Source organism: Actinosynnema sp. NPDC050436, from assembly GCF_040655415.1.
GTDB lineage: Bacteria > Actinomycetota > Actinomycetes > Mycobacteriales > Pseudonocardiaceae > Actinosynnema.
In genome coordinates this window covers 1-17,851 of record NZ_JBFAJV010000001.1, presented here as the reverse complement: position 1 = coordinate 17,851, position 17,851 = coordinate 1, and the positions used below count along the sequence as shown (strand labels likewise).

General features: G+C 72.7%; 17 protein-coding genes. 14 read left to right on the top strand and 3 right to left on the bottom strand.

Going from position 1 to position 17,851, the window contains the following annotated elements:
• The first annotated feature begins 198 nt into the window (after window positions 1-198).
• The 13 genes from AB0I60_RS00085 to AB0I60_RS00025 all read left to right on the top strand — a co-directional run bounded on the left by AB0I60_RS00085 (window position 199) and on the right by AB0I60_RS00025 (window position 12,568).
• Window positions 199-1,188, top strand: a complete 990-nt coding sequence (locus AB0I60_RS00085; RefSeq protein WP_360724435.1) for an ABC transporter ATP-binding protein — start codon at window positions 199-201, stop codon at window positions 1,186-1,188.
• Window positions 1,181-2,170 (top strand): ABC transporter ATP-binding protein, encoded by a 990-nt coding sequence (locus tag AB0I60_RS00080; protein WP_360724433.1) that lies wholly within the window; start codon window positions 1,181-1,183, stop codon window positions 2,168-2,170. The genes AB0I60_RS00085 and AB0I60_RS00080 overlap by 8 nt, the downstream gene beginning before the upstream one ends.
• Window positions 2,167-3,774, top strand: coding sequence for an ABC transporter substrate-binding protein (locus AB0I60_RS00075; RefSeq protein WP_360724431.1), 1,608 nt, complete (start codon window positions 2,167-2,169; stop codon window positions 3,772-3,774). The genes AB0I60_RS00080 and AB0I60_RS00075 overlap by 4 nt, the downstream gene beginning before the upstream one ends.
• 1 nt (window position 3,775) lies before the next feature.
• Window positions 3,776-4,162, top strand: a complete 387-nt coding sequence (locus AB0I60_RS00070; RefSeq protein WP_360724429.1) for a hypothetical protein — start codon at window positions 3,776-3,778, stop codon at window positions 4,160-4,162.
• Window positions 4,163-4,165: 3 nt separating this feature from the next.
• Window positions 4,166-5,170: an ABC transporter permease gene (locus AB0I60_RS00065; protein ID WP_360724427.1), complete on the top strand. Its 1,005-nt coding sequence runs from the start codon at window positions 4,166-4,168 to the stop codon at window positions 5,168-5,170.
• A complete protein-coding gene (locus tag AB0I60_RS00060) occupies window positions 5,167-6,066 on the top strand; it encodes an ABC transporter permease (protein ID WP_360724425.1) in 900 nt (299 codons plus the stop codon). Before AB0I60_RS00065 ends, AB0I60_RS00060 begins: the two co-directional genes overlap by 4 nt.
• Window positions 6,042-7,040, top strand: a complete 999-nt coding sequence (locus tag AB0I60_RS00055) for an LLM class flavin-dependent oxidoreductase (protein ID WP_360724423.1) — start codon at window positions 6,042-6,044, stop codon at window positions 7,038-7,040. The genes AB0I60_RS00060 and AB0I60_RS00055 overlap by 25 nt, the downstream gene beginning before the upstream one ends.
• 46 nt (window positions 7,041-7,086) lie before the next feature.
• Window positions 7,087-7,620, top strand: coding sequence for an XRE family transcriptional regulator (locus AB0I60_RS00050; RefSeq protein ID WP_360724421.1), 534 nt, complete (start codon window positions 7,087-7,089; stop codon window positions 7,618-7,620).
• Between the two features lie 169 nt (window positions 7,621-7,789).
• Window positions 7,790-8,932, top strand: coding sequence for an aminotransferase class V-fold PLP-dependent enzyme (locus AB0I60_RS00045; protein WP_360724419.1), 1,143 nt, complete (start codon window positions 7,790-7,792; stop codon window positions 8,930-8,932).
• A 9-nt stretch (window positions 8,933-8,941) separates the two neighbouring features.
• Window positions 8,942-9,373 (top strand): OsmC family peroxiredoxin, encoded by a 432-nt coding sequence (locus AB0I60_RS00040; RefSeq protein WP_360724417.1) that lies wholly within the window; start codon window positions 8,942-8,944, stop codon window positions 9,371-9,373.
• The gene (locus tag AB0I60_RS00035; protein ID WP_360724415.1) at window positions 9,370-10,071 is read left to right on the top strand and encodes a cupin domain-containing protein; all 702 of its coding nucleotides are present in this window, start codon (window positions 9,370-9,372) and stop codon (window positions 10,069-10,071) included. The genes AB0I60_RS00040 and AB0I60_RS00035 overlap by 4 nt, the downstream gene beginning before the upstream one ends.
• Before the next feature lie 116 nt (window positions 10,072-10,187).
• Window positions 10,188-10,949, top strand: a complete 762-nt coding sequence (locus AB0I60_RS00030) for a cyclase family protein (RefSeq protein ID WP_360724413.1) — start codon at window positions 10,188-10,190, stop codon at window positions 10,947-10,949.
• Window positions 10,946-12,568, top strand: coding sequence for a thiamine pyrophosphate-binding protein (locus AB0I60_RS00025; RefSeq protein ID WP_360724411.1), 1,623 nt, complete (start codon window positions 10,946-10,948; stop codon window positions 12,566-12,568). Before AB0I60_RS00030 ends, AB0I60_RS00025 begins: the two co-directional genes overlap by 4 nt.
• Before the next feature lie 10 nt (window positions 12,569-12,578).
• Here AB0I60_RS00025 and AB0I60_RS00020 read toward each other — a convergent pair whose 3' ends face one another.
• The 3 genes from AB0I60_RS00020 to AB0I60_RS00010 form a co-directional block, all read right to left on the bottom strand.
• A complete protein-coding gene (locus AB0I60_RS00020; protein ID WP_360724409.1) occupies window positions 12,579-13,343 on the bottom strand; it encodes a class I SAM-dependent methyltransferase in 765 nt (254 codons plus the stop codon).
• A 55-nt stretch (window positions 13,344-13,398) separates the two neighbouring features.
• A complete protein-coding gene (locus AB0I60_RS00015; RefSeq protein WP_360724407.1) occupies window positions 13,399-14,550 on the bottom strand; it encodes an acyl-CoA dehydrogenase family protein in 1,152 nt (383 codons plus the stop codon).
• Window positions 14,551-14,791: 241 nt separating this feature from the next.
• Window positions 14,792-15,667 (bottom strand): class I SAM-dependent methyltransferase, encoded by an 876-nt coding sequence (locus tag AB0I60_RS00010; protein WP_360724405.1) that lies wholly within the window; start codon window positions 15,665-15,667, stop codon window positions 14,792-14,794.
• A gap of 715 nt (window positions 15,668-16,382) precedes the next feature.
• Here AB0I60_RS00010 and AB0I60_RS00005 point away from each other — a divergent pair.
• The coding region (locus AB0I60_RS00005) for an ABC transporter substrate-binding protein (protein ID WP_360724403.1) at window positions 16,383-17,851 on the top strand (1,469 nt) is incomplete at its 3' end.

Genomic DNA, 17,851 nt, shown 5'->3' with positions numbered 1-17,851 from the left:
GCCGGTCCCGCCGGGGAGCGAGGTCCCCGGTCGTGTCGTCCTCGGGTGCGCCGCGCGCCTGCCCCGCCGGTGCCCCCTCGGGCGCGCGGGAGGACGCGCGCGCGAGGGCGGTCCCGTTGCGGCACCGGTCTTTGCGCACCCGTTGACAGTGTGGCTAAACGGATTTAGCCTTCCCGAAATCTGCAAGGTGGAGGCGACATGAGCGAGTCCACTTCCGACACCGCGTTGCTCTCGATCGAGGACCTCCGGGTCACCTTCCACGGCCAACGGGAGGTGCCCGCCGTGCGCGGCGTCTCGTTCTCCCTGTCCGCCAGGGAATCCGTGGCCGTGCTGGGCGAGTCCGGGTGCGGCAAGACGGCCACCGCCCGCGCGGTGATGGGCCTGCTCGACCCGGGCGCCGAGGTGGCCGGCCGGATCGTCTACCGGGGCGAGGACGTGCTCGCCCTGCCCGCCAAGCGCCGCCGCGCCCTGTGCGGCAGCAAGATCGCCATGGTCTTCCAGGACGCGCAGACCGCGCTGAACCCGTCGTTCACCGTCGGCGACCAGATCGCCGAGATGTTCCGGGTGCACGGCGGCGCGTCCAGGAAGGCGGCCCGCGAGCAGGCGGCGGACCTCATCGCCAAGGTCGGCATACCCGACGCGCGGCGGCGGGCGGGGGAGTACCCGCACCAGCTCTCCGGCGGGATGCGCCAGCGGGTGGTGATCGCGATGGCCGTCGCGCTCGGCCCCGAGCTGCTGCTCGCCGACGAGCCGACCACGGCGCTCGACGTGACCGTGCAGGCGCAGATCATCGAGCTGCTCCAGGAACTGCGCCGCGAGTACCGGACCGCGCTCGTGCTCATCACGCACGACCTCGCCGTCGCCGCGCAGGTCGCGTCGCGCGGCGCGGTCATGTACGCCGGTCAGGTGGTCGAGACCGGCCCGCTGGAACGGCTCTACCGCGCGCCCCGCCACCCCTACACGATCTCGCTGCTGGAGTCGGTGCCGAGGGTGGAGCGGCGGGTCGAGGAACTCGGCTCGATCCCGGGCTCCCCGCCGGACCCTGCCGCGCTGCCCACCGGGTGCGCGTTCGCGGCGCGCTGCCGGTTCGCCGTCGACCGCTGCCGGGTGGAGCAGCCGGTGCTGCGCGCCCTGCCGGACGGCTCCCTGGTGTCGTGCCACCGCGCGGAGGAGGTGGCCGGTGGCTGAGCCGCTGCTGCGCGCCGAGAACGTCGTCAAGCACTACCGGGTCCGGAGTGGACGGACGCGCGCCACGGTCCGCGCGGTGCACGACGTCAGCTTCGAGCTGGCCCGGGGCGAGACGCTGGCCCTGGTCGGCGAGTCCGGCTGCGGCAAGTCGACGTTGGCCAGGACGCTGGTGTGCCTGGAACAGCCGACGTCCGGTCGGGTGCTGCTCGACGACCTCGACCTGGCCGGGATGCCCGAGCGCCGCCGCCGGCGCACCCGCAAGCGGATCCAGATGGTGTTCCAGGACCCGTTCGCCTCGCTCAACCCGAGGATGAGCGTCGGCGACCTCGTCGGCGAGGCCTACGAGGTGCACGGCCTGCCCGACGGCGTCGAGTCCGCGCGCGCCGCCGTGGCCGAATTGCTCGCGCGGGTCGGCCTGGACCCCGCCCTCGCGGGCCACCACCCGCGCCAGCTCTCCGGCGGGCAGCGGCAGCGGGTCGCCATCGCGCGGGCCCTCGCCCCGCACCCGGCGGTGCTGATCTGCGACGAGCCCACGTCGGCGCTCGACGTCTCGGTGCAGGCCCAGATCATCGCGCTGCTGCGGCGGTTGCAGGCCGAACTCGGCATCGCCTACGTCTTCATCAGCCACGACCTGGCCGTGGTGCGCCAGATCGCGGACCGGGTCGCGGTCATGTACCTCGGCCGGATCGTCGAGTCGGGTACCGCGCAGGACGTCTTCGAGTCCCCGGCGCACCCCTACACCCGAGCCCTGCTCGCCTCGATCCCCACGTTGACCCCGGGCACACCGACCCGGCTCGACGGCGAGGCGCCCAGCCCGGTGAACCCACCGGAGGGGTGCCACTTCCGCCCGCGCTGCCCGCACGCCCGCCCGGAGTGCGGCACCGCCCTGCCCGACCTGGCCGCCGTCGCGCCGGGCCACTCGGCAGCCTGCCTCTTCCCCCAGATCCGCCGCTCGCACATCCCCTCGGAGGGACAACCGTGACCGGTCACCACCACCACTTCTCCAGACGGGGATTCCTGCGCGCGGCCGGAGGGGCCGCCCTGCTGGTCCCGTTCGCCTCCGCCTGCGGCGACACCCGGACCACCCGGTCCGGCGCGGGCGGCACGCTGCGCTACGCGCTGTCGGCCGAGCCGAAGGGGCTCGACCCGGCCACCACCGGCGAGTCCAACTCCGGCATCGTGATCCACAACGTCTACGACCGGCTGCTGGAGCTGACCGGGGACGGCAAGGACGTCTCCGCGGGGCTCGCGGAGCGGTGGGAGGTCACGCCCGACGGCATCGGCCACACCTTCCACCTGCGCCAGGGCGTCAAGTTCTCCGACGGCAGCACGCTCGACGCCGCCGCCGTGGTCGCCTCGCTGCGCCGCACGATGGAGGTCGGGCAGGGCGCGAGCGACCTGCTGGTCGACCACGTGCAGCCGGGCAACATCGTCGCCAAGGACGCCGGGACCGTCGTCATCACGCTGGACGCGCCGTTCTCACCGTTCCTGCGCACGCTCGCGCTGGACGCGGTCGGCTCGGTGGTCAACCCGGCCGTGGTGGCGGCGAACAAGACCCAGGCCGACCCGACGGCGGCGAAGTACCTGGCGCGGAACATGGCCGGCAGCGGCGCGTTCCAGTTCGTCCGCTGGACGCCCAACCAGGTCATCGAGCTGAAGGCGTCGGACAGCCACTGGCGCGGCCGGCCGAAGCTGGCCGGGGTGCTGTTCAACTCGCCGGTCGAACCGTCGACCGCCGCGCTGCAACTGGAACGCGGCGACCTCGACGTGGTCGGCAACCTGCCCGCCAACCTGATCGAGCGGCTCGCGCAGCGCGACGACGTCACCATCACCGCCACGCCGCTGCTCGACATCACCTACTGGATCTTCCAGACCGAGCAGGCGCCCTTCGACGACGTCCGCGTGCGGCAGGCCATCTGCTACGCGATCGACCACGACGCGATCATGGCCAACGTCGTGAAGGAGAGCGGCATCCCGCTGCGCGGCCCGATCCCGGGCAGCCTGGTGGACGGCTACGCCGACAACAAGGACGTCGTGGTCTACAAGCGCGACGTCGCCAAGGCCAGGGAGCTGCTCGCGGCGGCGGGCCACGCCAACGGGTTGAAGATCGACAGCACCTACGTGCCGGGGTACGGCACGCTCAAGCAGATCGCCGAGGTGATGCAGGCCAACCTCAAGGAGGTCGGCATCGAGTGCGCGATCGGCGAGCTGCCGCTGTCGACCATCATCGACAAGGTCGGCAAGGGCGAGCTGCCGTTCTTCTCCTGGAAGTCCACGCTGAACTACGCGAGCCCGGACGCGCTGCTGTACGGCAAGCTGCACGGCGGCGCGTCCCGCTCCGTGGAGGGCAACCTCGCGCACTACCGCAACGCCGAGGTCGACGCGCTGCTGGACCGGGCACGGGGGTCGGCCGACCGCGCCGCGCAGGACGCGGACTGGCTCGCGGCGTCCGCCCGGATCAGCCAGGACGCGCCGTGGCTGCCGCTCTACCAGGACGTCGACCGGCGCGCGGTGCGCAAGGACGTCACCAACTACAAGGAGTCCGCGCTGACGCGGCCGGACCTGTTCACCGTCGGGAAGGGTTGAGATGCCAGAGGACAACAGCATCATCGAGGTCGAGTCGTGGACGATCCGGGACGGCGTCGACCCGGCCGAGTACCACGAGGGGATGCGCACCTGGTTCCGCTGGGTCGCCGACCACCGGGAGGAGCTGTTCCCCGAGTGGAAGGGCGCGTCCTACTACCACGAGGTCGACCAGCCCACGCTCGCGCCGACCGGCCGGTACACGATGTTGTTCGAGTACCACTCCGAGGAGGAGCGCCGCGCCTACAAGGAGCGGCGCAAGGACTGGTCCGGGCCGTACGCCGAGTACAAGAAGGTGGACCCGTACGAGCCGTTCCTCGACAACGTCACGCTGAACTTCTGGGAGCCGGTCGAGCGCGGCCTGTGGCTCCCGGGGCGACCGAGGTCTTAGCCCATGGGCCGGTTCGTGGTGCTCCGGGTCCTGGTCGCCGTGCCGCTGGTGCTCGCGGTCTCCGTGATCACGTTCCTGCTCACCCACCTCGTGCCGGGCGACCCGGCGCGGGTGCTGGCCGGGCTGAACGCGAGCGAGGAGGCCGTGCAGCGCATCCGCGAGCAGGCGGGGCTGGACCAGCCGCTGGTCGCCCAGTTCTGGCTGTACCTGCTGCGGCTGGTGCGCGGTGACCTCGGCGAGTCGCTGACCAACCAGCAGCCGGTGCTGACCAACCTGCTCGACACGCTGCCCGCGACCGTCGAGCTGACCGTGGCGTCGCTGGTCGTCGCCCTGGCCCTGGGCATCCCGCTCGGCGTGCTCGCGGCCACCCGGCGAGGCGGGGTGCTCGACCACCTCGCCCGGCTGCTCAGCCTCGCCGGGGTCGCGGTCCCGGTCTTCTGGGTCGGCATCGTGCTCGTCGTGGTCTTCTACGCGCAGCTCGGCTGGCTGCCCAGCGAGGGGCAGGCCGACGTGGCGTCCGGGGCCGAGGCGATCACCGGGTTCGCCTCGCTGGACGCGGTCCTGCGCGGCGACGGCGCGGGGCTGCTCGACGTGCTGCACCACCTGGTGCTGCCCGCGACCACGCTGGCGCTGCCGACGCTGGCCCGCGTCATGCGGACCACCCGGGCGTCGATGCTGGAGGCGCTGGCGGAACCGTACGTGGCGACCGCGCGGGCGAAGGGCGTGCCGGAGTTCCGGGTCGTGTACGTGCACGCCCTGCGCAACGCGATGATGCCGGTGGTCACCGTGACCGGGCTCGCGTTCGGCTACCTGCTGGGCGGTTCCGTGCTGGTGGAGAAGATCTTCAAGTGGCCGGGCGTCGGCCGCTACGCCTACGAGTCGATCACCGTGCTGGACTACAACTCCGTGATGGGGGTGACGCTCGTGGCGACGGTGGCGTTCCTCGTGGTCAACCTGCTGGTCGACGTGCTGCACGCGGTGCTCGACCCGAAGGTGAGGCTGTCGTGACGGCCGTGCTGCCCCGGCGGATCCGCCGCCGGACGGGCCTGGCCGGGTGGCCGGCGTCCACCGCGGTCGCCCTGGCGGTGCTGGGGGTGACCGTCGTGATGGCGGTCGTCCCCGGCGTGCTGGCCCCCTACGACCCCAACGCCATCGACCTCGGCGCGAGCCTGCTGCCGCCCTCGGCCGACCACTGGTTCGGCACCGACAACAACGGCCGGGACCTGCTCAGCCGGATCGTGCACGGCGCGGGCATCTCGCTGGCGATCGGCGTCTCGGTGGTGCTGTTCTCGACGGTGGTGGGCGGCGGGCTCGGCCTGGTCGCGGGCTTCCGGGGCGGCTGGGTGGACGAGGTGGTCATGCGGGTCACCGACGTCTTCCTGTCCGTGCCCTACATCCTGCTGCCGATGGTGGTGGTCGTCGCGTTGCAGCCCAGCCTGGTCAACACCACCATCGCGCTGGCGGTGGTGTGGTGGCCCTCCTACGCGCGGCTGATGCGCGGGCAGGTGGTGTCGGTCCGGCGGCGGCCCTACGTCGACAGCGCGGTCGTGCTGGGCGTGCCCACCCGGCGCATCCTGCTCCGGCACGTGCTGCCCAACGCGATCGGGCCGGTCGTCGTGCTGGCCACCACGGACGTGGGGTTCGTGATCCTGGCCAGCGCCGGGCTCGGGTTCCTCGGCCTGGGCGCCCGGCCGCCGACACCGGAGTGGGGGGTGATGACCAGCGACGGGCTCGGGTTCATGCTCGACGCCTGGTGGTACTCGCTGTTCCCGGGTCTGGCCATCGCGCTCGTGGTGCTCGCGTTCACCGTCCTCGGCGACGACGTCGGGGACCGGCTCTCCCGGGTTTCCGGTGGGAAGAAGCGAAAGGTGCGTCAGAAGTGGTCGTCACCAGCATCCGACTGACCCAGTTCGTCGGCGGACCGGCCGAGCTGGTCGACTTGGCCGTCGCGGCCGAGGAGGCCGGGTTCGACCAGGTGTGGTTCGCCAGTGACCCGTTCATGCTGCACACCTGGTCGCTGTGCACGGCCGCCGCGCTGCGCACGACGCGCGTGCACGTCGGCGCGCTCGGCGTGAACCCGGTGACCGTCGACCCGTCGGAGATCGCGGCCCACCTCGGCACGCTCGACCTGCTCTCCGGCGGTCGGGCGCTGGTCGGCATCGGCGCGCACACCGACGGGATGGTGCCCAGGCTCGGCCTGGACGGCAAGTCCACCCCGGCCCGCACGGCGGAGGCGGTCCGGCTGGTCCGCGCGCTGATCGCGGGGGAGGAGGCGCCGACCGACGGCGAGCACTTCCGGTGGGCGCCGGGGTGCGCGCTCGGGTTCACCCCGCACCGCAGGCGGATCCCGCTGCACGTCACCGCGTACGGCGAGGAGTTCCTGACCGCCGCCGGCGGCTACGGCGACGGCGTGCTGCCGATCCTGTTCCCGCCGGAGACCGCGCCGGAGGTGGTCGGCTGGGTGCGCGCGGGCGCGGGGGCGGCGGGCCGCGACCCGTCCGAAGTGGACGTGGCGGGCTGCGTCTGGGTGTCGGTGGCCGACGACCCGGCCGAGGCGGGCGACCTGATCCGGCCGACGATCGCGTTCTTCGGGCCGTACCTGTCGGAGCGGGAGTTGGCCGTGGCGGGCCTCGGCCCGGACGACTTCGCGCCGGTCACGGCGGCGATGCGGGACGGCGGCGTCGAGGCGGCGGCCCGGCTGGTCACCGACGACATGCTGCGCCTGGCCGTGGTCGGCACCCCGGACGAGGTGGCCGCCCGGCTGGCCGGGCTGGTCGACGCGGGCGTCACCCAGCTCAGCATCGGCGGACCGCTCGGCCCCGACCCGGCGGCGGCGATCCGCCTGCTGGGCGAGCGGGTGCTCCCGGCGCTGGGTTGACTACAGTTCCGCCGGACCGACTACGACAGGGAGTGCACACGCCGTGATGGGTGAACGGATCCGGGAGCTGCGCGCGGCGCGGTCGATGACGGCGACCGAGCTGGCCAAGGCGGCCGACGTGTCGGTCGGGTTGATCAGCCAGGTCGAGCGCGGGATCACCGACCCCAGCCTGGAGACGGTCCGGCGGATCGCGCGGGCGCTGGACACCCCGGTGTTCAACCTCTTCCAGGACACCGACCTGGAGCGGGTCGCGGTGGTGCGCAAGGACCGCCGCATGGACATCCGGTCGCCGCAGGGCGGGCTGGTCTACCAGCGGGTGTCGGCGGGCTCGGGCAAGATCGAGGTGCTGGAGGGCCTGCTCGAAGCGGGCGCGGCGTCCTCCGAGACCGGCTGGAGCCACCCGTCCGACGAGTGCGTCGTGGTGCTCACCGGGCGGCTGGTGCTGGAGGTGGACGGCGAGCGGTACGAGCTGAAGCCCGGTGACAGCGGCAGCTTCGACTCCCGCCTGCCGCACCGGTACCTCAACGAGACCACCAAGCCGGTGCGCTTCCTGCTGTCGGTGACGCCGCCCAGCTACTGATCCCCGGTCACCCGTCGCACCCCGCCACCCCCGGCCGCGCTCCGGGGGTGGTAGGGGCCGTCTTCAGCGTGCCTAAAAAGCTTCAGGCAGGTCGTCACCCGCGACGCCTTGACGCCGTGTGGAAAGGCTACTTACCATCGTTTAGTCACACTAAAAATGTTGAGGTGTCATGTCAGTGAAACTCACCAGCCGCCAGTTCCGGGAGTGCTTCCCCGTCCTGGCCGACACCGTGCACCTGGCCAGTTGCAGCCAGGGGGCGCTGTCCGGCGAACTGCTGACCGCACTGTCCGAGATGACCTTCACCATGCGCGAGCACGCCGCGCCGTGGGACCTCTGGATGGCCGAGGTCGACCAGGCGCGGCAGCGGTTCGCCGCGCTGATCAACGCCCGGCCCGACGAGGTCGCCGTGGTGCACTGCGCCTCGGACGGCGCCTACCAGGTCGCGTCCACAAAGGACTGGTCCGCGCGGCCGGGCGTCGTGACCACCGACATGGAGTTCCCCTCCGTGGGGCACGTCTGGCTCGCCCAGGCGGCGCGCGGCGCGCGCGTCACGCACGTGCCCGAGCGCGGCGCCGCCGTGGACACCGACGAGCTGCTGGCCGCGATCGACGAGCGCACCGGTCTGGTGTCGGTGCCGATCGCGTCCTACCGCAACGGGGCGCGGCTGCCGGTCCGCGAGGCCGTCGACAAGGCGCACGAGGTCGGCGCGCGGGTGTTCGTCGACGCCTACCAGGCCGCCGGGGTGCTCCCGGTGGACGTCCGCGCGCTCGACTGCGACTACCTCGTCTCCGGCGCGCTCAAGTACCTGCTCGGGCTGCCCGGCGTCGCGTTCCTCTACGCCCGGGGCGGCCTCGCCGACGACCTGCCGCCGCAGCTCACCGGCTGGTTCGGCCGGGTCGACCCGTTCCGGTTCGACCCCCGCACGGTCGACTACCCGACCGAGGCCCGCCGGTTCGAGACCGGCACCCCCGGCATCCCGTCCGTCTACGCCGCCAACGCCGGGATGCGGCTGCTGTCCCGGGTCGACCTGCACGACGTGCAGCGGCACGTGGGCGAGCTGGCGGCCCTGGCCACCGAGCGGCTGCGCGCCGCCGGCGAGCAGGTCTGGGCACCTCGCGACCCCGCGCACGCCGGGCCCCAGGTGGCGTTGGTCGACCAGGACCCGAACGCCCTGGCCGCCTGGCTGTCCACCCGCCGCATCGCCGCCGCACCGCGCGGTCCGGTGCTGCGCCTGGCTTTCCACTACTTCAACGACGAGTCCGATGTGGACGCGGTGTGCTCGGCGATCGCCGACCACCGCGCGAACGGCTGAGGAGCCACCGTGCTGCACATCCGCAAGTCCTCCCGCGCGAGCTGGCGCGGTCCGGCGTCCACCGGGAGCGGGACGCTCGACCTCGGCAGGCGCGGCGCGTCCCTGCCGTTCAGCCTGCGCAGCAGGGTCGGCGACGAGCCCGCCACCAACCCCGAGGAGCTGCTCGGCTCCGCGCTGGCCGGCTGCTTCTCGATGTCGCTGGCCAACCTGGCCGAGGAGGCCGGCACGCCGCTCGACGCGGTCGACGCGGTCGCCGTCGTCCACCTGGTGCAGACGCCCGAGGGCTTCCGCATCCCCACCGTCGAGCTGTCCTGCACGGTGCGCGCCCCGGGCGTCGCGGAGGACGCCGTGCGCGCGATGGCGGAGCAGGCCGAGCGCACCTGTCCGGTAAGGCTGCTCTACAACGCCGATGTCACCCTGAGAGTCGAGGTCGAATCGTGAGCGAGGTCTTCCACTACGAGCAGGTCCGACCGTCCCGCGCGGACGGTGACACGGTGGACGTCCGCGAGACCCACCGCGACGACGCGAACGGGCTGCGGCAGGCGGTCTACCACGCGCGCGCCGGCCGCTCGAAGCCGCGCTCGCCCGGCGCGGACCGGCTGGAGGCGCTGTTCGTGCTCTCCGGCACCGGCACCCTGCACGTGGACGGGGAGAGCCACGAGCTGCGCCCCGAACTCGCGCTGCTCGTCGTCGGCGAGTCGTCCTACGAGATCGCCACCGACGACGAGGTCGTGCTCGTGTCGGTGACGGCGCGGCAGCGGCCCGACGTGGCGTGCGCCGCGCCCCGGCCGTGGATCGACCTCGCCGACCAGGTCAAGCAGGACGCGGTGAGCGACCGCGAGTTCCAGACCCTGTTCGACCCCGACAGCGGGTGCTCGGGTGTCACCCAGTTCGTCGGCTACATCCCGACCCTGCGCACGCCCATGCACTTCCACCCGTACAGCGAGATGGTGTTCGTGCTGTCCGGGACCGGCCAGGTCGAGATCGCGGGCGTGACCTCGGAAATCGGCGCGGGCTCGTGCTTCTACCTCCCGGCCGGCGTCCACCACCTCGTGGAGAACCTCGGCGAGGACGGCTACCTGCGCCTGCTCGGGGTGTTCGAGCCCGCCGGCAGCCCGTCGGAGAACAGCCCCGCGTGACCCGTCGCCCGGCGCGGCGACCAGTACCCTTCGCGCCGAAGTGCCGTTCGACGCCCTGGCGCGGACCGCCGCCGGCGGGGTGCCGCGCCCCACAGCCCCTGAGAGGGGAGAGGCCCATGTCGGTTCTGTCCGACCTGCTCGGCGCGCTCGGTTCGGGGAGGGTCGAGGTCGTCGACCTGACCGCCCCGCTGCACCCCGGCACCCCGCTGCTGCAACTGCCCGCGCCGTTCGCCAACACCATCCCGTTCCGGCTGGAGGAGATCAGCCGCTACGACGACCGGGGACCCGCCTGGTACTGGAACGACATCCACACCGGCGAGCACACCGGCACCCACTTCGACGCCCCGGTGCACTGGGCCACCGCCCGGGACGGCGAGGACGTGTCGCAGGTCGACCCGGCGAAGTTCGTCGCGCCCGCCGCCGTGCTGGACTTCGCCGGGCACGCCGCGCAGGACCCGGACTTCCTGCTGGAGATCGCGCACGTGCGGCAGTGGCAGGACGAGCACGGCCCGCTGCCGGAGGGCGGCTGGCTGCTCTACCGGACCGGCTGGGACGCGCGCGGCGAGAGCCAGGAGGACTTCGTCAACGGCGGGCACAGCCCCGGCATCTCGCCGGAGTGCGCCCGCTGGCTGGCCGAGGAGACGCCGGTCATCGGCGTCGGCGTGGAGACCGTGGGCACGGACGCGGGTGCGGCGCACTCGTTCGAGCCCGCCTTCCCCTGCCACTCCTACCTGCTGGGCGCGGGCAAGTACGGCCTGACCCAGCTGCGCAACCTCGCGCTGCTGCCGCCGACCGGCGCCGTGGTGCTCACCGGGCCGCTGCCGATCGTCGGCGGCTCGGGCAGCCCCACCCGGGTGCTGGCGCTGGTCGAGCGGTGACCGTCGCGGACGCCGTCGGCCGCGCGCTGGCCGACCTCGGTGCCGACCACGTCTTCGGCGTGGTCGGCAGCGGGAACTTCCACGTCACCAACGCCCTGGTCGCCGGCGGCGCGCGGTACGTCGCCGCCCGGCACGAGGGCGGCGCGGCCACCATGGCGGACGCCTACGCGCGGACCAGCGGCCGGCTCGGGGTGCTGTCGGTGCACCAGGGTTGCGGCCTGACCAACGCGATGACGGGCATCACCGAGGCCGCCAAGAGCCGGACGCCGCTGGTGGTGCTCGCCGCCGAGGTGACCTCGCCGCGCTCGAACTTCTTCGTGGACCAGACCGCCCTGGCCACGGCGGTCGGCGCGGTCAGCGAGCGGGTCACGTCCGCGTCGACCGCCGTGGACACCGTGGTGCGGGCGGTCCGGCGCGCGACGCACGAGCGGCGGACCGTCGTGCTCAACCTGCCGCTGGACCGGCAGTCCGAGCCCGCCCCTTCGGCCTCCTCTGCGCTCGACCGTTCAGTGCTCGATCCTCCCGTGCTCGATCCTCCCGCTGGGGTGGACGCGCTCGCCGAGGCCATCGCCTCGGCCCGCCGGCCGGTGTTCATCGCGGGCCGGGGCGCCCGGCACGCCCGCGCCGGGCTCGAACGGCTCGCCGCGCGGTGCGGTGCGCTGCTGGCGACCTCGGCCGTGGCCAACGGGCTGTTCGCCGGCAACCCGTGGTCGCTGGGCATCTCCGGCGGGTTCGCCAGCCCGCTCGCCGCCGAGCTGATCGCCGGCGCGGACCTCGTGGTCGGCTGGGGGTGCGCGCTGAACGGGTGGACCCTGCGGCACGGCGCGCTGGTCGGGCCCGGTGCCACCGTCGCCCAGGTGGACCTGGACGCCGACGCGCTGGGCGCGCACCGCCCCGTCGACGTGGGCGTGGTCGGCGACGTGCGGGCCGTCGCCGACGCAGTGCGGGTGGACGGGACGCCCGGCTACCGCTCGCCCGAGCTGGCGTCGCGGATCGCCGCCGCGGTCCGCTGGCGCGACGTCCCGTTCGCCGACGGGTCCGGAGCGGACCGGATCGACCCGCGCGCGCTGTCGGTCCGGCTGGACGACCTGCTGCCCGCCGAGCGGGTGCTCGGCGTGGACTCCGGCAACTTCATGGGCTACCCGAGCGCGTACCTGTCGGTGCCCGACGAGCGCGGCTTCTGCTTCACCCAGGCGTTCCAGTCGATCGGCCTCGGCCTGGCCACCACCATCGGCGCGGCGCTGGCCCGGCCCGACCGGCTGCCCGTCGCGGCGCTGGGCGACGGCGGCGGCCTGATGGGCGTGGCCGAGCTGGAGACCGTCGTCCGGCTCGGCCTGCCGATGGTCGTCGTGGTGTACAACGACAGCGGCTACGGCGCCGAGGTCCACCACTTCGGCCCGGCCGGGCACCCGCTGGACACCGTGCGGTTCCCCGACACCGACTTCGCCGCCCTCGGCCGGGGGTTCGGCTGCGCCGCGCTGACCGTGCGCCGCCGCGACGACCTCGCGGGCCTGACCCGGTGGCTGGACGGCCCGCGCGACACCCCGCTGCTGATCGACGCCAAGGTCACCACCGACCGCGCCGCGTGGTGGCTGGAGGAGGCGTTCCGGGGGCACTGACCCCGAGCGGTCAGGCGGGGTTGGTGGCCGTGACCAGCACCCGCCTGAGCCGGGGCAGGGAGCCGAGGGCGGACCGGGCCTCCTCGCGCATCAGCGCCAACCCGGCGTCGTCGGACGGTCCGGCCGCGAGCGCCGCCTCGTAGGCGGCCCGGCGGCGCTGCTCCCAGCCGGGCCGCTCGACCACCTCGACGTCGGCGAGACCACCGCGCCGCAGCAGCTCCCCGCACCGCAGGCCGGCGAACCGGGCGGGCACGGCTGAGTCGCCGAGGTCCCGGGACTCCCAGCAGGTCAGCGCCAGCCGCCCGCCGGGCCGCAGCACCCGCCGCAGCTCGCGGACGACCGGGTCGTGGTCCTCGGAGAACTGGAAGGCGTCGACGCACACCACCGCGTCGGCCACGCCGTCGTCCAGCCCGGTGCCCGCCAGGTCGCCGACCGCGAACCGCGCGTCCAGGCCCGGCCCGAACAGCGCGCGCCGCCGGGTCGCGGCGGCCACCGCGACCGGGGACGCGTCGACCCCGCGCAGCCGGGCACCGAGCCGCCGCGCCACCCACAGCCCCGGCCCGCCGCGCCCGCACGCCAGGTCGACCAGCAGCCCGCCGGGACCGACCCGCACCGCCGCCGCGACCTCCGCCAACCCGGCGGCCGGCACGAACGAGAACGGCTCGACCTCTCCCGGCAGCTCCGCGTCGACCACGGACGGGAACACCTTCCGCAGCCACTCCGACTGCTCGACGACCGAGAACGCGTCGTCGAACGTGTCCGGCAGATCGCTCATCCCCCCACCGTAGGCCGCCGGGCGCGGGCGAGGTGCCCGTTCGGGCGAGAACCGGTCACCGCAGGAGCATGGTGGTCGGTTCCACCCCGCACAGCGAGCGGCCGTAGTGCTCCATCCCGGTCGACGGCACCATGAGCGCGTGCGTGGCCAGGGCGTTGATGTCCCGCGACACCTGGTGCAGGGGGAACCGGGTCGCGATGCCCGACGCGCCCGAGGCCAGCCGCAGCAGCTCGACCGCCTCGGTGCTCAGCTTCGACGCGTACACCGTCAGCCCCCACACCTCGGCCAGCACCTCGGGCCCGCTCACCGCACCGGCCGCGACCCGCTCGTCCAGCAGCGAGCAGGCCCGCTCGGCGAGCAGCCGCGCGGAGTCGATCTTCATCCGCGCCTCCGCCACGTGCAGGTGGGTGATCGCGGCGTCGCGGTGGTGGCTGTAGCCGGTGTAGGCGACCTGGCCCCGGTCGGGCAGGCGTTCCAGGTAGAACTCGTAGGCGTGCTCCGCCATGCCCACGAACGGCGCCACGGCGCTGGTGAGCAGGTAGGTGATCGGCGGGTGCCGGTGGTAGGACGAGTCGGCGTTGCGCGCGCTGCGGTGCTCCTGGTCGAGCAGCCGCGCGGTCGGGATCGCGCACCGGTCCGCCACGAACACGTCCTGGCCCGACACCGAGTGGCTGCCGGTGCCCTCCAGGCCGCTCACGTGCCAGTCGTCCTCGATGGTCAGCGCGCCCCGGGGGAACACGAAGTGGGTCAGCTCGCCACCCTCCACCAGGGCCGGCTGCACCAGGAAGGACGCGTCCAGGCAGCCGCTGTTGAACGGCCAGCGCCCGGAGACCAGGTACCCGCCGTCGACGGCCACCGCCCGGCCGGGCAGCGCGAGCGTGCCGCAGTGGAACGCGTCCGGGTCGGCGTAGACCTCGTCCTGCACGTCGTCGGGGAACTTGGTCAGCAGGAAGCCGACGTCGGTGTAGATCGCCGAGACCCACGCGGTGGAACCGCACCCCCGCGCCACCTCGACCAGGGCGTCGAACTTGGTCCGCAGGTCGCACGCGGTCCCGCCCGCGTGCAGGGGCAGCCCCGCCCGGTACAGGCCGGTCTCGCGCAACGCCTCCAGGTTCTCCAGCGGCACCCGGTGCTCGGCGGTGCACCGCGTCGCGTTGGCCCGCAACGCCGGGACCAGCGCGCGCACCCGCTCGATGAGATCAGCCATCTGCCCTCCCGCGCCGGCACCCCGGACGTCCGCCGGATTCACTGTGCCACAACGGATAATCGGTCACGGAGGTGTCCGGGCCACGGCACCCGAACGGTCCCGGCGTGCTCACCGCACGTACCGCGGACGACGGCACCCGCTGGGCCGATCGGGTCGCCCACCGCCCGGCCGGCGGTGCGACGGGTCCGGGTGCCCGCACCGAAGACGGCGGGTTCGCCCGGTGCCGACCGGCCCGCCGTCGTCAGGACCCGGTCTTGCGCAGCCAGATGCTGCCGGGGGACTGGTCGACGGCGTGGGGGAGGTGCGTGCGGACGAAATCGCGTTCCGCCGTCCACAGCCACGACGCGAACAGCAGCACCTCGAACGCCGAGTTGTAGGACAGGAACGCCCGCAGCAGGTAGTTCTCCGTCCAGCCCCGCCCTTCCTCCAGCCACCCCACCGGGTACTCGAACGGCCAGAAGATGTCGTGGACGTGCACCACCACCCCCGGCGCGAGGCGGGGCAGCACCTCGAAGAAGAGGTGGTTGACGTCGCTGCCCGCCTTGCTCACGTGCGTCGAGTCGATGAACAGGACGTCGCCGTCCCCGAGGTCGTCGTACACGTCGAGCGGCACGTCCTGCACGGGGCTGCGCAGCAGCTCCCACCGCCGGTCGGACTGGTCGAGCAGGCCGAGCAGGCGGTCCGGGTAGGGCTCGACGAACAGGAAGGAGCACCCGGGCGCGTGGCGGTCGGCGGCGTCCAGCGCGATCGCCGAGGAGAAGCCCGAGCCGACCTCGACCACCCGGCGGGGGCGCAGGTGGGCGAGCACCGAGTAGCAGAGCGCGGCGTCGGCGAAGCCGAACATCTCGTTGTCGGGTCGGTAGCGCCAGTCCGGGTGCCGACCGGTGGGCACGTCGGCCCAGCGCGGTGCGAGGTCGGCGGCCAGTTCCCGCTGCGCCTGCTCGCGCAGGTCGATCCCGGGCAGCGACCGGGCGGCCCGGTCGACGCCGACGGCCCGCGCGACGTCGTGCCGCCCTGGCACCGGCGAGTAGAAGTGGCCGGCCGGCACGTACAGCGGCTCACCGAGCGCCGACCACGCACCCCGGACCGCCTTGATCACCGCGCGCGCCTGGTCCACCGCACGCCCCCTTCCGCGTCGCCGAGTTCGGTGCCGCAATCCTGCCGAGCGCCCGCGCGAACCGGACCGCAATTCCCCGCCCGCACGATCCGTTCCGGCCGCGCCGCTGGTCGCAACGCCCTGCGGGGCCGGGAATCCGGCGCATTCCACCTCGACGCCGAACCGCGCCGAGCACGCCGTGCCGACAACCGGTCGATCACCCGTTGGTGCCGGCGGGCGTTCGTCGGCGGGCACTCCGCGTTGGTGCGGTCACCGCGTGCCGCGCGCCGGAGTACGACGCACCGGAACGGGGGAATTCGCAGTCAAGTGAATTCCCTCGGGAGTGGTGTGGCACATCACAATGGCGGTCGGTCGGCGTGGGCAATTCCGTGCGCGGACGGGTGCGTGAGTCGCCGGGAGACGTGCGCGAACCGGTGTCGCCCGGCGGGGTGACACACCCACGAGTGTTGTCCGGGATCGTCGGGGAATGACCGAACATCGTTGCCTGACAGTTGTCGGTCAACTACTCGACCGCGACCTCGTGACCCTCGTCACCTGCGCGTATGTTCCAGCGGTAACGTACGGTACCTGTCCGGTCGGCTCTGCGCGGTCCTCTGCGGCGAATGCGCCGCGCGGTCCGGTGATATGGTCGGCTCGTTTACTTGGGTAGTTCGTAGCCGGCTCGCGGTAATTCGGTTGTGCGCGGCGGAGTCGGCTCGGGGAGGGTGCAGATTCAATGAGGCGGTCTAAGGCGGTACCGGCGTTCGCGCTGCTCGCGTGCGCCACGCTGCTGGTCGGGGCGTGCGGCAGCGGCAACGACGGGTCGGCGGGCCAGGGCCCGATGCAGAACTCCGACCCCGGCAAGATCGGTGGTCAGGACGAGCTGTTCAAGCGTCCCAAGGTCGACGACATCGGTGACATCGCCATCACCGTCGACGAGGGCTTCCACGACTACAACAACAACCTCGGGGCGTCCAACAACTTCGCCAACACCACCGTGTTGTCGAACGTGCAGCCTTCGCCTTACATCACCGACCTGATCGACGGCAAGTTCGTCATCAAGATCGACGGCGACCTGATGGAGTCGATCAAGGTCACCTCGACCGACCCGCAGGTCATCGAGTGGAAGGTCAACAAGGCGGCGGTGTGGTCGGACGGCAAGCCGATCGACTGCGACGACTTCTACCTCAAGTGGCTGGCCGCGACCAGCAAGGCGACGGTGAAGGGCGAGGACGGCTCGGAGGCCACGATCTTCGACACCTCGCCCACGGGCTACGAGAACATCGAGAAGCTCGAGTGCTCGGACGACGACAAGACGATCACCACGTCGTTCTTCAAGGACAAGCCGTTCGCGGACTACCGCGCGCTGTTCTCCCAGCCGGGCGGTGACAGCCTCCTGCCCGCGCACGTGCTGGAGGAGAAGACCGGCGTCGCGGACATCACCAAGGTGCTGCCGGCGCAGAACGACGAGACCGTCAAGAAGGTCGCCGAGTTCTACACGAAGGGCTGGCTGGGCTTCGACGCGTCGGTGGCGCTGTCGGGCGGGCCGTACCTGATCGAGTCCTCTGACCTGAAGGACCAGACGGTCGTCGTGCGCAACCCGAAGTGGTGGGGCGAGAAGCCGTCCGCCGCGAAGGTCGTGCTGAAGACCAACACCGACGCGCAGTCGGCTGCCCAGCAGTTGCAGAACAAGGAAGTCGTCGTGATCGCGCCGCAGGCCGAGGCGGCGGTGGCGCAGCAGTTGCGCGGCGACAGCGCGTTCGCCGTGTACGCGGCCGGTGGCCAGACCTACGAGCACGTCGACTTCAACATGGCGCGTCCGCTGTTCAAGAACAACAAGGAACTGCGCCTGGCGGTCGCCCAGTGCTTCGACCGCGACGACCTGGTCGAGAAGCTGGTCAAGGACGTGGACGAGAACGCGAAGCCGCTGGGCTCGTTCACGTTCATGCCCAACGAGGTGGGCTACGAGGACCACTACACGGACCTGGGCAAGGGTGACGTCGCGGCGTCGAAGAAGACCCTGGAGGACGCCGGCTGGAAGCAGGGCGGCGACGGCATCTTCACCAAGGGCGAGTACCGCGCGTCCTTCAAGCTGGGCCACAAGACGGTGCAGCGCCGTGCGGACACCGTCCGCATCCTGCAGGACAAGTGCCGCCAGGCCGGCATCGAGATCGTCGACGACCAGGCCGCCGACTTCAACGACAA